The 13,483-nt window shown below is 43.2% G+C and carries 12 protein-coding genes; 6 read left to right on the forward strand and 6 right to left on the reverse strand.

From position 1 onward, the window contains the following. The first annotated feature begins 1 nt into the window (after position 1). The 3 genes from RM556_RS11095 to RM556_RS11105 all read left to right on the forward strand — a co-directional run bounded on the left by RM556_RS11095 (position 2) and on the right by RM556_RS11105 (position 2,456). Positions 2–844 (forward strand): MBL fold metallo-hydrolase, encoded by an 843-nt coding sequence (locus RM556_RS11095; protein ID WP_311362746.1) that lies wholly within the window; start codon positions 2–4, stop codon positions 842–844. Positions 845–906: 62 nt separating this feature from the next. After that, positions 907–1,914: a phospholipase A gene (locus RM556_RS11100; protein ID WP_311362747.1), complete on the forward strand. Its 1,008-nt coding sequence runs from the start codon at positions 907–909 to the stop codon at positions 1,912–1,914. Beyond that, positions 1,911–2,456 (forward strand): RNA methyltransferase, encoded by a 546-nt coding sequence (locus tag RM556_RS11105; protein WP_311362748.1) that lies wholly within the window; start codon positions 1,911–1,913, stop codon positions 2,454–2,456. Before RM556_RS11100 ends, RM556_RS11105 begins: the two co-directional genes overlap by 4 nt. 248 nt (positions 2,457–2,704) lie before the next feature. Here RM556_RS11105 and RM556_RS11110 read toward each other — a convergent pair whose 3' ends face one another. Beyond that, positions 2,705–4,225, reverse strand: coding sequence for an aldehyde dehydrogenase family protein (locus tag RM556_RS11110; protein WP_311362749.1), 1,521 nt, complete (start codon positions 4,223–4,225; stop codon positions 2,705–2,707). 225 nt (positions 4,226–4,450) lie between these two features. Here RM556_RS11110 and RM556_RS11115 point away from each other — a divergent pair, with 225 nt between their 5' ends. Next, positions 4,451–5,365, forward strand: a complete 915-nt coding sequence (locus tag RM556_RS11115; RefSeq protein ID WP_311374599.1) for a helix-turn-helix domain-containing protein — start codon at positions 4,451–4,453, stop codon at positions 5,363–5,365. Positions 5,366–5,551: 186 nt separating this feature from the next. On the opposite strand, the gene RM556_RS11120 is transcribed toward RM556_RS11115, so the two are convergent. From RM556_RS11120 to guaB, 5 genes are all read right to left on the reverse strand, one after another. Further along, positions 5,552–6,259 carry a hypothetical protein gene (locus RM556_RS11120; RefSeq protein ID WP_311362751.1) on the reverse strand — a complete coding sequence of 236 codons (708 nt, stop codon included), beginning with the start codon at positions 6,257–6,259 and terminating at the stop codon, positions 5,552–5,554. Next, entirely contained in the window at positions 6,252–6,845 is a 594-nt protein-coding gene (locus tag RM556_RS11125) for a sigma-70 family RNA polymerase sigma factor (protein WP_311362752.1), read from the reverse strand. The genes RM556_RS11120 and RM556_RS11125 overlap by 8 nt, the downstream gene beginning before the upstream one ends. 28 nt (positions 6,846–6,873) lie before the next feature. Next, a complete protein-coding gene (locus RM556_RS11130) occupies positions 6,874–7,548 on the reverse strand; it encodes an energy transducer TonB (RefSeq protein ID WP_311362753.1) in 675 nt (224 codons plus the stop codon). A 112-nt stretch (positions 7,549–7,660) separates the two neighbouring features. Then, a complete protein-coding gene (gene guaA, locus RM556_RS11135) occupies positions 7,661–9,238 on the reverse strand; it encodes a glutamine-hydrolyzing GMP synthase (protein ID WP_311362754.1) in 1,578 nt (525 codons plus the stop codon). 67 nt (positions 9,239–9,305) lie between these two features. Continuing rightward, positions 9,306–10,775, reverse strand: a complete 1,470-nt coding sequence (gene guaB, locus RM556_RS11140) for an IMP dehydrogenase (protein WP_311362755.1) — start codon at positions 10,773–10,775, stop codon at positions 9,306–9,308. A gap of 104 nt (positions 10,776–10,879) precedes the next feature. Between guaB and xseA the strand changes: the two genes are divergently transcribed. Next, positions 10,880–12,229 (forward strand): exodeoxyribonuclease VII large subunit, encoded by a 1,350-nt coding sequence (gene xseA, locus RM556_RS11145; RefSeq protein ID WP_311374600.1) that lies wholly within the window; start codon positions 10,880–10,882, stop codon positions 12,227–12,229. 186 nt (positions 12,230–12,415) lie between these two features. Beyond that, a complete protein-coding gene (locus tag RM556_RS11150; protein WP_311374601.1) occupies positions 12,416–13,483 on the forward strand; it encodes a hypothetical protein in 1,068 nt (355 codons plus the stop codon).

Here is a 13,483-nt window from a genome sequence, read left to right on the forward strand (position 1 = left end):
TATGAAACTAACTTTTTGTGGAGTGCGCGGCTCCACGCCTGCACCAGGTGCTGAGTTTGTACGTTATGGTGGAAACACCGCATGCGTCCATGTTGAGCTCAGCGATGGTACAGACCTCGTACTAGACGCGGGCACAGGTATTCGTGATCTCGGCAAAAGGTTAGCAGCTAAATCAACGCCTGTTCATATCCTATTGAGTCATAACCATTGGGACCATATACAAGGCTTTCCTTTTTTTATTCCTATTTATCAACCCAATAGAGATATTTTAATTACTCCTGGTCTTACCGATTTGAACCAACCAGAAGCCGTGTTGGACCAAATGACGGGCTCATACTTTCCTGTTCATCGGAATGATTTAGGTGCCAATATCAGAGTAGAACCAAGGCCGGTCTTAGAAGACGATGAATGGTACATTTCTAATGCACTTATCGGTCGCATGAAAATGAATCACCCTGGCGGTGGTAGTTGCTACACCATCAAAGAAAATGGCCACAAAATCGCCTATATCACCGACAACGAGCTTTATCCTCCATATCAAAAACAAACCGACTTTTTGGATTTTGTTACATTCGCAAAAGGCGCTGACATTCTTATACATGACGCGCAGTACCTCGTTTCAGATATGCCAGCTAAATCCGGCTGGGGCCACAGTGTCGCAGAAGAAGCAGTGAAACTAGCTATGGCTTGCGGTGTAAAACAACTTGCTTTGTATAGCCACGATCCAGAACGAACCGACGATGATATTGATGAAATTATTGCTCATTGCAACGAAGTCATTGATACGGGTGGCATGGATTTGATTTGTTTTGGTGCCAGAGAGAATCAAACCATCGAGTTTTAAGCAATACTAGGGTAAAATTACGAATCCATTCCACTTATCAGTATTGATTGAAAGGATTCGTTTTGAAACACATCACATGTTCGTTCATGCTTTTCACCTGCATTTTGTTTAGCCCACTTTCCTTGGCTCACACTATTCATAATGAAGCGCTACAAGACAAGCTAGCTACTAGTGAAACGCCGCCTCCGCCGAGTAAACCTGAAGAGATAATGAATACGGTGAAGAAAGCTGTAGCCGATGCACGTGACGGAAAACAGACGACTGAGTCAATCCTAGACAAGCGTGTCGATAGAATGAAAGAGTCCAATAATAACCCGTTTTCAATCTCTCAATACCGTCAAAACTACCTATTGCCATTCAGTTATGCAAAAGCGCCCAACCCTATTAGTGTTGATGGGCTTACTGAGGAAAATGTAGACAAGTTCGAAGCGAAATATCAAATCAGTGTTAATTTGCCATTGTATTTGCAAGATGATGATGTAAGCGGTGTTTTTTTTGGTATGACCTTGATTTCATTTTGGCAAGTTTATAACGATGATGTGTCAAAGCCATTCAGGGAAACCAATTATGAACCCGAAGTATACTATCAATGGCAAACTGACTGGGACATTCTCGGCTACCGTTTTAATCAATTCAACGTAGGTATTAACCACCAATCCAATGGTCAAAGTGGTTTGAAATCAAGAAGCTGGAACCGTCTCTATGCGACGGCTATTTTTAGCGATGTTGATTCATTTTATTATTTGAAAACGTGGTACCGGTTACCGGAGGACGAAAAAGAGTTTGAACTGGATCCAAACGGTGATGACAATCCAGATATTACCGACTTTATTGGTCGAATGGAGCTGGGTTATGGCTTCCAGCTGGGTAATGTCAATGTATTATCTAAACTAACAAATAACCTTTCTTTCTCAAAAAACAGGGGGAGTGTTGAACTGAACTTCACCTACCCTATCAATGACCGCTACGATTGGCTGCTACAATATTTCAATGGTTATGGCGATTCATTAATAGATTATAATCGTCATCAACAGCGTATTAGTCTAGGTATCCAATTAAAACTATTATGAGCTACGAGCACACTATTAACTTGATTGAAGCTGAAACACAAAAAAATTATCTCGATAGGTTCGTGAGCATTGGTTTAGTGAATCCTAAGTCTGCGACTAACGTTGCGAGTATTTTGCGCGCCTGCAGTTGCTATGGGGCGAGTGCTGTTTTTTATACTGGGCAACGTTTTGGTTATGCTAAAGAGTTCAATGCAGATACAAAAAAGATGCGGCATATTATTCCCACTGTGGGGGTCGATGACTTATTAAAAATGAAACCCGAGGGTTCAAAGGTGGTAGTCATCGAACTGGTTGAAGGTGCAACTCCATTGCCCGAGTTCAAACACCCTGATAACGCTTTCTATATTTTTGGTCCAGAGGATGCATCCGTTCCTCCAGATATCGTCGAACTTGCTGATCATGTGGTTTATATTCCAACAAAGAATAGTATGAACCTGGCCGCTACAGCAAACGTGGTATTATATGACCGTTTAGCGAAAAGTGATTATGATCGCAGCGATGAGTTTATTAAGCTAAGCCGCGACAATAATAATAATTTATAAGTTGTTTGAAAGCCTATATTAGAATTCCTAGCTCTTGCGGCGAGCCGTTATTGCTGAAGCACCGCGTCATTCTAAAACACCCCGTCATGCTGAAACACCCCGTCATGCTCAAACACACCGTCATTCCTGCGAAGGCAGGAATCTAGGTCCCCGCCTACGCGGGGATGACGGCATAGCGCGGGGATGACGGCATAGCGCGGGGATGACGGCATAGCGCGGGGATGACGAGAATCGCCTATCAACAGTATTTAGAAGAAGCCCAGTGGATTGATGTCGTAGCTCACCAACATATTTTTGGTTTGTTGGTAATGTTCCAACGCCATCTTATGAGTTTCTCGCCCTACGCCTGATTTCTTATATCCACCAAAGGCAGCATGTGCTGGGTACATATGATAGCAATTTGTCCACACTCTTCCTGCCTGAATGCCTCTTCCCATTCGATAAGCAACGTTCATGTCGCGAGACCAAACGCCTGCTCCCAAGCCAAATTCAGTATCGTTGGCAATAGCGAGTGCTTCAGCCTCGTCTTTAAATGTACATACAGACACTACAGGCCCAAAGATTTCCTCTTGGAATACACGCATTGAATTGTCGCCTTTGAATAGCGTTGGCTTGATATAATAACCATCGGACAAATCGTCACTCAATTCTTCAATATCACCACCCATGAGCACTTCAGCACCTTCTTTTCTGCCTATTTCAAGGTAATCAACAATTTTATCAAACTGTTGTTTCGAAGCTTGTGCACCAACCATTGTCTCGTCGTCCAGTGGATTTCCACGCTTGATCGATTTACAGCGTTCTATCACCAAAGCGATAAACTCATCGTAGATACTTTCTTGAATAAGCAGTCGAGACGGACAAGTACAGACTTCACCTTGATTAAAGTAAGCTAAAACAGCACCTTCTATGCATTTACTTAAGTAATCATCTTCATGATTCATGATATCGGCAAAGTATACATTCGGAGATTTACCTCCCAACTCTACAGTCGATGGAATGATGTTCTCTGCAGCACATTTTAAAATATGCCCTCCAACAGGAGTCGAACCAGTAAACGCTATTTTGGCAATACGCTTACTGGTTGCGAGCGCTTCTCCAGCTTCCTTCCCGTAGCCGTTAACAATATTAAGAACTCCAGGTGGTAACAAATCGCCAACCAATTCCATAAGCACCAAAATTGATGCGGGAGTTTGTTCAGCCGGTTTCAATACGACACAATTTCCTGCTGCCAGAGCGGGGCCCAGCTTCCAAGCTGCCATTAATAACGGGAAGTTCCAAGGAATAATTTGTCCGACAACACCGAGTGGTTCATGGAAGTGATAAGCAACTGTATGTTCATCAATTTCTCCCATAGTCCCCTCTTGAGCACGCAAACAGCCCGCAAAATAGCGATAGTGATCAATACATAATGGGATATCTGCGTTTAAAGTCTCTCTTACCGCCTTACCATTATCCCAAGTCTCAGCGACAGCTAACTTTTCAAGGTTTTGTTCCATGACGTCCGCTATTTTTAACAATATATTTGAACGTTCCGCTACAGATGTTTTACCCCATGCCTCCCTTGCTGCATGAGCTGCATCAAGAGCTAGTTCTATATCCTCTGCGCTTGATCTTGGAATTTTACAGTATGGCTTACCATTCACTGGGCTTACGTTATCAAAGTACTCGCCTTTGACAGGTTTTACCCAATTCCCACCAATGTAATTTTCATATTGGCTTTTAAAATCGACGAGAGCACCCTGAGTACCTGGATTTGCATAAATCATATCAATCTTTTCCTATTGCTTGCTTAAGCGTTAAATGTAAAATTCATTCCAAAGATGTAAAGTAAGTGTTAATCCGAAAGTCTACTTGACTATGAGTGCTGATTATTTATCTTAGAGTACGCATTATGAAAATGTGCAAAACTGGCGTTATGACTTGGCTATCTTGAGGTGTTTTGCCGATAGACTACTCCTGACGCGATTAGCAAGTGAATCAAGGAAGTGCCTATGATAAACGAGAGTTTGTTGAACATTAGAAGTAAGCCACAAACAATGGTTGAGAATAAAATTAGCTTTGCATCTTCTAGCGCAGAGCTCAGTATTTACGATACTTTTGAATGTGCCAATCGAGTCAAACTGAAATCTGATCAACTGCTATATTGCGGCATGATATCGGGAAAGAAAATTATGCACCTTGAAAAGGATAATTATCATCGTGAGTTTTTACCCCACGAGTCTTTCATTCTAGCGCCAGATCAACTTGTAGAAATAGACTTCCCTGAGGCTCAACATCACTCACCCACAACATGCCTTGCGATTGAAATACCCGTCGAAAAAATTCAAAAGGTCTGTGATCACTTAAACTCTATATCGCCCTTGCCTAAGGAATTCGATGAATGGCACTATAACAGCCATATGGTTCATACTGCCCACAATCAAGAAACACAGGCGTTATTGAGCCGTATCGTGCATATTTTTACAGAGAATCATCCAGACAAGTCATTCTTGAGTGACCTAGCTGTCTCAGAGTTAACAGCACGTTTATTACGACATCAAACACGCGAAATCATTGTTAATTTTAGCCGTCAAAATCCAGAACAAAATGGCATTAATAAAGCGTTAGCGCACATGGAAGCAAACCTACACAAACCCTTATGTATTGATACTTTATGCAAATTAGCTTGCATGAGTCGAACTAAGTTCTTCCAAAAGTTTAAACAAATACTGGGATGCAGCCCATCTAACCTGCAGCAACAGCTACGAATAAAGAAAGCGCAAGCTTTGTTGCAACAGGGTTACTCGGTTACCTATGTAACCTTTGACTTGGGTTTTTCAAACGTGAGCCACTTTAGCCGTTGCTTCAAGCAAATGACCGGAATTGCGCCAAGCCATTATATGCGTGCGAAGGCGGTAGTAAACTGATTAAGGGATAGCGGATCCCCGCCTTCGCGGGGATGACAGATTGCGTGAGGATGACGAGCATCTAGGTCCCCGCCTTCGCGGGGATGACAGATTGTGCGGGGATGACAGATTGCGTGAGGATGACAGAGTGCGTTAGGATGACAGAGTGAGCGTCTACCCTTGGGTCATTCCTGCGTAGGCAGGAACCTAGCAGCGCAGTGGTTCTTTCGCGCGTGTAATGCTCATGATCCTACCGTCCATCGCGTACATGATATTAACAGATTCACCGCTCACCAATTCTAAGTCTATACGTTCAATCTCAGCTAACATGGAGAGAAGCTCATCACTCACTTTAACCAGTTCGTTTTCACAGGTTGCTAATTCCCAACCTTGCTCTGAAACCATCAACGTTGCTGACTTTTGATGGTGTACCGCTATCCGTCCTTGCCCCACCAAATATTCTCTATAGGCAATATCATATTTCACTCTTAAGACATCGCTAGCAAGTGGGTTTTCGCTTGATAGCATATGCTCATTAACCGTTTTGTATTGTGCACTTACATAGGCCTCAGGGCGCTTCTGCAAAAATGAATTAGACTGTCCTATCCAAACCACAATGACGAGAATGCCAAGCGCCGCGACACTGCTCAAACCCTTTGACCAACGCACCCATGTACCAAAGCCTTGTGCCAAACTGTTGTGCTGTCCTTCTGCTTTCGCTGCCGCTTGTAACAAATCTCGGCGAGTCTGATGTGGTGGAGCGACACCACGTTTGTGCGCTTGATACAGTGCTGACAGCTGCTCTTCAACTTCAGATTCTTCAGTGTTTGGTTTTTTTTTCATGATTCGTGTTTGCCTTTGGCGAGCATTTAAATCGTCATCTTGTTTATTATTCTTTCGGTTTATATCAGCCATCCTGAACCTCCAAGCTCTTTCGTAAGCTTGACTTCGCATAACGTAGGCGACTTTTTACAGTTTCAGTCTCTGAATAGGTAATTTGAGCAATATCACTCAGCGAAAAACCTTCTTGTTGTAAACAGAAAGCCTCCTTTTGAAGAAACGGTAAATTACCTAATGCTTGCTTGAATCGCTCTTCAAAAGCCGATTCTTGCTGCTCTTTAACTATAGATTGTTCAGGTGCTTTATCATCGATAGGAAGGTGTTGCTCTTGAAGTTCATCGAAACGCTGCAACTTTCGAAACTCATCTATTAAGGTTCTGCGCCCTAGCGTAAATAACCAACTTTTGAAGTTACCAGATGCTTGGTATAGATGACTTTTATCAATGACTTTTAGCCAAGTAAGCTGGGCAATGTCATTCGCTAAATCAGCGTCACTTAGGGTCAATAAAAAGTGGTATAGATCACGTGAACAATTGTCATACAACTGAGCTAGTATCTGCTTCTCTTTCTTTGCTGCGTAGCGGCTCATAAGTGACTCATTACTAGTGTCACCTATTGCCGCATAGCCAAATAGAGATTTGAGATTAAGGGAAATACTCATTGAGTGCCTTGTTAGCTGGTAAATCACATTATTCTGATAACTTAAATTCAAGCATAACACTCAAACCATGTTGTTCAATAGCTTTACCGTTGACTACTTTCGCCTGGTATTTCCAACGCTGCAAAGCTCTTCTTGCTGCTCTATCAAAAATCCGCTTTGGTTCTGAATTTGTAACTTCCACATTTGTCACCGCTCCACTAGTATCAATGCTAAAGCTCATTTCAACCCAGCCTTCAATACCTTCTCTAGAAGCAACTGGAGGATAGTCAGGTGGAAAACGAACTAGCGGTCTAGCTTCTCCCTGCATCGTGAAATTATTCAAATTAGTTTTGTACTCATCTGATGGAATATCCACTGTGATAGGATCACCAAAACCTGTATGTGGTTTAGCATCTGTAGGTATTGGATCGCGTTTTAACTCTGGTTGTTGTATTACTTTAGGCGGTTTGGGTAGCTTTTTTTCATTCTTAATTTCCGGCTCTTCTTTTTCGAAAACAATCGATTCCAAAGCAACTATTGGGCTTAGTATGGGGGGCTTAGCATCACTTTGGGTAAGGTTATGCATCAGCACAAAGAGGGCAAATGTTACAAGGCCACCAATTAAGATCGCAACGAATATTCTGAAGGCGCCACCGACCGCAGAAGTGCCGTCATTGATTGTAAAAGAAGCAAGTGTATTGGGTGTGAGTGTGTGTGGGTTCATGGCAATTCTCCTGTTTTTGATGCCTTTCAACACACTAACGCAGGAGAATTACCAAAGGGGTTAAATAAAATAAATTTTTATTTATTTTTTAAATCGTCAAGCCAAATAAGGCTTATTCCCACTCAATCGTAGCTGGTGGCTTACCAGAAATATCGTAGACCACACGGGAGATCCCATCGACTTCATTGATAATGCGATTTGATACGCGACCTAAGAAATCGTAAGGAAGGTGAGCCCAATGTGCCGTCATAAAGTCGATAGTTTCGACTGCTCGCAATGAAACCACCCAATCATATTTACGCATGTCACCCATAACGCCTACAGACTTAACAGGAAGGAATACTGTAAATGCCTGACTGACCTTTTGATACAAGTCTGCGGCAACCAGTTCTTCGATAAATATAGCATCTGCTCTGCGTAATAAGTCGCAGTATTCTTTCTTAATTTCACCCAAGACACGAACACCCAGACCTGGACCAGGGAAAGGATGGCGGAACAGCATGTCGTAGGGTAAACCAAGCTCTAAGCCAATCTTACGGACTTCATCTTTGAAGAGTTCTCGCAATGGCTCCACTAGACCCATATTCATATCATCAGGTAAACCGCCTACGTTGTGGTGCGATTTAATCACGTGAGCTTTACCTGTTGCGGAGCCTGCAGACTCGATAACATCAGGATAAATAGTGCCTTGACCCAGCCACTTTGCGTTAACTAGTTTATGCGATTCTTCGTCAAACACTTTAACAAATTCGCCGCCGATCACTTTGCGTTTTGCCTCAGGTTCATCTACCCCTTCCAAAGCAGCTAAGAAACGATCTTCAGCGTCAACTTTGATGATGTTGAGGCCGAATTTATCCCCAAACATATCCATTACCTGTGCGCCTTCATTCAATCGAAGTAAGCCGTTGTCAACAAATACGCAAGTCAGGTTTTTACCAATAGCACGATGTAATAACATAGCCGTCACTGATGAATCGACTCCACCAGACAGACCTAAGATAACCTCATCATTACCCACTTTTTCTTTGATCCGCTCAATAGCATCTTCGATGATCGAGGCTGGTGTCCATAGTGCTTCTAATTTACAAATATCAAAAGCAAAGCGACGTAAGAGTTCCAATCCCTGCTTAGTATGCGTAACTTCTGGGTGAAATTGCACCCCATAGAACTGTTTGTCCAAGTTAGCCATAGCCGCATGCGGACAATTTGGGGTTTGTGCGATTGTCGAGAAACCTTCCGGTACTTGACTAACCTTATCACCGTGACTCATCCAAACGTCAAGCATCGCATTGCCGTTGTGAGCCGTTTCATCCAACAACCCATCGAAGATCGTCGATGAACTCAAGACTTCTACTTGCGCATAGCCAAACTCTCTGAGATCAGAGCCCAGAACAGCGCCTCCCATTTGATGTGCCATGGTTTGCATGCCGTAACATATTCCTAATACTGGTACGCCAGCATTAAAAACAAACTGTGGAGCCCGCGGCGAGCCCATTTCAGTTACCGACTCCGGACCACCAGATAAGATAATACCATCAGGTTCAAAATTACGAATTTGATCTTCGGTGACATCCCATGCCCAAAGTTCACAGTAAACGCCGATTTCACGAACACGACGAGCAATGAGTTGGGTATATTGAGACCCAAAATCTAAGATCAGGATTTTTTGACTATGAATATTTGCGGACATTTTATTACCTAAATAAAAAAGCTGAGACACAGGTTTTGGTCCCAGCCTAATAGAAATACGAAGTTGCTTAACCTAGACGGTAGTTTGGTGCTTCTTTTGTGATGCTTACATCATGGACATGAGATTCACCCATTCCAGCAGCGGTCACTTTTACAAATTGAGGTTTAGTTCTAAGCTCTTCAATTGTCGCACAGCCAGTGAGACCCATTGCAGAACGCAATCCACCAAGTTGCTGATGAATAATCGTTGAGATTGGGCCTTTATAGGCAACACGACCTTCAATTCCCTCAGGAACGAGCTTTTCAGCATTGTTACTCTCTTGGAAATAACGATCAGAGCTACCATGACTTTGATTCATCGCGCCAATCGATCCCATACCACGATATGACTTGTAATAACGACCCTGATAAAGTTCTACTTCACCCGGTGCTTCTTCTGTACCTGCTAACATGCTACCGACCATCACTGAGCTAGCACCAGCCGCTAAGGCTTTTGCAATATCACCCGAGAAACGAATACCACCATCTGCAATAACAGGAATATCGCGATCCTTTAAGGCTTCTACTGCGTCAGACACTGCGGTAATTTGTGGCACTCCGCAACCAGTCACAATACGTGTCGTACAAATAGACCCAGGGCCAATACCGACTTTGACAGCATCGACTCCAGCGTCAGCAAGTGCCAGCGCACCTTCTGCTGTTGCTACATTACCAGCAATAATTTGGATATTTGGATAATCGTTACGCACTTTTTGAACTCGTTCAATCACCCCTGCAGAATGTCCGTGCGAAGTGTCTATTAGTAGCACATCAACACCTGCATTGACTAAAAGCTCTATCCGCTCATCTGTGCCTGGACCAACACTGACAGCGGCGCCCACACGTAAGCGGCCTTTTGCATCTTTGCACGCATTTGGCTTGCTTTTCGCTTTTTGGAAATCTTTAACCGTAATAAGGCCAGTCAACTTGAAAGCATCATCAACAACCAAGATTTTCTCTATACGGTGTTCATGCATCAAGTCCATAACAATGTCAGGGTTCGTATCTTCCTTGACTGTGACCAGCTTTTCTTTTGGCGTCATCACCTTGCTGATAGGCTGATCTAAGCGGTTCTCAAAACGCAAATCGCGCCCCGTCACCAGGCCGATAAGATTATTTTCTTTATCTACTACTGGGAAACCAGAGTAACCTAATCGTTTACTTAGCGCTTTCGTGCTACCAATCGTTTCATTCTGGCTTACAGTGACAGGATCAGATACCACACCACTTTCGTACTTTTTAACTTGTAGCACGTGTTCAGCTTGGCTTTCAGGTGTCATGTTTTTATGGATAAAACCGATTCCCCCTTCTTGCGCTAGCGCTATAGCTAAGCGCGCTTCAGTTACCGTGTCCATGGCAGCAGAAATCAAGGGCATATTCAGCGTAACACCGCGAGTTAATCGCGTTTTTAAGTCAGCTGTGTGCGGGAGTACGGTCGAGTGACCGGGTACGAGTAAAACGTCATCGAAAGTTAACGCTTCTTTAGCAATTCGTAACATGCAAATAACACCTTAGGGCAATGGTTAATTGCGGTGCAATTGTAGTGTTTTTTTAGATTTAGGTAAACTACAATTCGCAAACAATTTCACAAAAAATGAGTTTTATGTTTTCTAACGCGCCAAAACAGCCCAGTATTATTTCTGTTACCAAACTTAACCGCCTTGCTCGGCAGGTTCTAGAGTCAGAAATTGGACAAGTTTGGGTCAGCGGAGAACTCTCCAATTATGTTGCAGCAGCGTCTGGTCACTGGTACTTCACATTAAAAGACAGCAAGGCTCAAATAAAAACTGCAATGTTCAAGGGAGCGAATCGGAGCGTTAAGTTTACCCCCAAAGTGGGTGATAAAGTTTTAGTGCGAGGCAGCCTAAGTTTGTATGAGGCACGCGGCGATTATCAGCTTATTGCGGAACATATGGAACCAGAGGGCTTGGGTCAGTTAAAACAAGCGTTTGAGGCTTTAAAAGCTAAGCTATCCGCGGAAGGTCTGTTCGCGATGGAAAGCAAAAGACCGATTCCTGAGAATATACAACGCTTAGGTATTGTAACCTCGGCCACTGGTGCTGCCGTGCACGATATATTGCATGTGCTTCAACGCAGAAACCCAAGTATTGAAGTCATCATCTACCCTAGCCTTGTTCAAGGTGAAACTGCGGCCCTGAGTATCGCCAAACAAATACATGTGGCGAATCAACGTGATGAAGTTGATATACTCATTGTTGGACGTGGTGGCGGTTCATTAGAGGATTTATGGGCGTTCAATGAAGAGGCTGTCGCTTACGCTATTCACGCTTCACAGATCCCTGTCGTATCCGCTGTCGGCCATGAAATAGATATCACTATCTCAGACTATGTCGCTGATATGCGAGCACCTACGCCCTCAGCTGCTGCTGAGTTGGTAAGCACAGATAAAAGCCATGTGCTGAAGCAGATTGCTCAGTATGAATATAGTTTGCACTCTGCAATCGCCAGTTATCTTCGAAATGCTTCCTACACCACAAAGCTATTGGAATCTCGTTTATCCAATGTACACCCAGCCGTGCAAATTAAACAGGCAAGTCAACATAGTGATAAGCTCAGCATGCGTTTGGCTCAGTTGCTAGAACAATCACTAGCTACCGCAAATAGCAGAGCTGAACGTCTAGCCTTACGTTTGCAACATGCATCCCCCGAAAAAGCCATTCAAAATCAGCAAGGCAAGCTACAACAGCTGTCGCGCGACCTAATGTCGATGCAGGGTCACGCCCTGAAAAACAAGCGTCAACAATTGCAACGCATCGCAGATATTCTCAATTCTGTCAGTCCACTTTCTACACTTTCACGTGGTTACAGCATTTCGTTCAAAAATGAAGAAGTGGTGCGCTCTGTCGATGACTTGCAAAAAGACGACATAATTGAAACACGATTAGCAGATGGAAAAGTGATATCTAGGGTCGCGTTGCTAGAAAAGCGTTAGCCCAAACAAAAGCTGCGCGACATTTGCGACACAAAGACCGCTTTACGACCATGATTTTTAAGGCTTTTTTTATTAAATTTAATCTGCTAACCTAGGGGAAATAAGAGGTTCAAGATATAGGCCCACAAGCACTAACTACGCAAATTTTGTAGTATCGTGCTGGATAACAAGGATGCTACAGAAATAATGAGACATGCTCTTTTCAAGCTGAAAAAGTTAAAGCAGTGTAGCTTCTGCTTGCTCGCCTCACTATCCTTGTTCTTAATTGGAAATACAGAAGCACACGCTACCCCACCTCCTACTCAACCACTATTCAACATCTATTTGGCCGAAGCCAGTGATGAGAAAATCACCCAGTGTAGAAGTGGAGAATATCATTGTGACCTCGCCCCATTGGCAAACGAAGACTTAGACCAAGTGTTGTTGCAACTTCAGTCGAGTTCTGACGATTCAATAAAAGCGCTTTTGGCAAACTTAAGCGGTACCGATTACGACTTGCTGATATCTTCCACTCTAGTCAAAACCTCTAGTGAAAGAGCCTATCTAGCATTGGAATTTATGACGACCTGGAGAGGCGTTCCTATCGACTTCATTAAAATAGATACTCAACAAACAGAACCAAGCAAACAATTAAAGAGCTCTCTTTTAATTGGTATTAAAGAATGGCTTGTTCGTGTATCGCAAACCGACGCCTTTGAATCATATACCCTATACAAAGCCTTGGGCGCGAGTGACTACATAAATGAATTGAGTTTGCCTCGAAACATAGGCGACTTTGCACTAAGCAAGCAACACTTAAACGCAGACCCATTTGAAGGTATGTTGAGCCGCTATATTCATAAAGACTTTGATTTAGCCGTCTTAGATATCTATGTGTATCCCTTGCTGGAAATGCAAATTGAAGAACAACTCCGTATGAGCCTGTCTAAGGAACAAGCTGATATTAAATCAATCAGCATCGCATTAGGCGAAGACGCATTGGAAATGAGTGAAATAATACGGGTTGACGCATTGAGCAAGCAGTTTGGCGTAGACGTTTTCGCTTTTGAAGCGAAACTAGAAACAGCATTCGAACCGCTATTTGTTAGCCAGTATGCCTATGTTAAAGAGGACAAAATTGTGAGATTCAGTGCTAACGTCCCCATGTACGTCACTGATTCACTTATCCCTCAAGCAATAGGAGAAATAAGTGTACCTATGGTCTCGACATTCATGCAGCAGTTAAGAGAGCCACTAACAGCTCAACTTAACTGA

It is taken from the genome of Alteromonas sp. W364 (assembly GCF_031846205.1).
GTDB classification, from domain to species: domain Bacteria; phylum Pseudomonadota; class Gammaproteobacteria; order Enterobacterales; family Alteromonadaceae; genus Glaciecola; species Glaciecola blandensis.

Bases quoted from the DNA above. Each gene is read 5' to 3' on its own strand.
- RM556_RS11095 (WP_311362746.1), top strand. From the start codon at position 2: ATGAAACTAACTTTTTGTGGAGTGCGCGGCTCCACGCCTGCACCAGGT.
- RM556_RS11105 (WP_311362748.1), top strand. From the start codon at position 1,911: ATGAGCTACGAGCACACTATTAACTTGATTGAAGCTGAAACACAAAAA.
- RM556_RS11110 (WP_311362749.1), bottom strand. From the start codon at position 4,225: ATGATTTATGCAAATCCAGGTACTCAGGGTGCTCTCGTCGATTTTAAA.
- RM556_RS11115 (WP_311374599.1), top strand. From the start codon at position 4,451: ATGATAAACGAGAGTTTGTTGAACATTAGAAGTAAGCCACAAACAATG.
- RM556_RS11120 (WP_311362751.1), bottom strand. From the start codon at position 6,259: ATGGCTGATATAAACCGAAAGAATAATAAACAAGATGACGATTTAAAT.
- RM556_RS11125 (WP_311362752.1), bottom strand. From the start codon at position 6,845: ATGAGTATTTCCCTTAATCTCAAATCTCTATTTGGCTATGCGGCAATA.
- RM556_RS11130 (WP_311362753.1), bottom strand. From the start codon at position 7,548: ATGAACCCACACACACTCACACCCAATACACTTGCTTCTTTTACAATC.
- guaA (WP_311362754.1), bottom strand. From the start codon at position 9,238: ATGTCCGCAAATATTCATAGTCAAAAAATCCTGATCTTAGATTTTGGG.
- guaB (WP_311362755.1), bottom strand. From the start codon at position 10,775: ATGTTACGAATTGCTAAAGAAGCGTTAACTTTCGATGACGTTTTACTC.
- xseA (WP_311374600.1), top strand. From the start codon at position 10,880: ATGTTTTCTAACGCGCCAAAACAGCCCAGTATTATTTCTGTTACCAAA.
- RM556_RS11150 (WP_311374601.1), top strand. From the start codon at position 12,416: ATGAGACATGCTCTTTTCAAGCTGAAAAAGTTAAAGCAGTGTAGCTTC.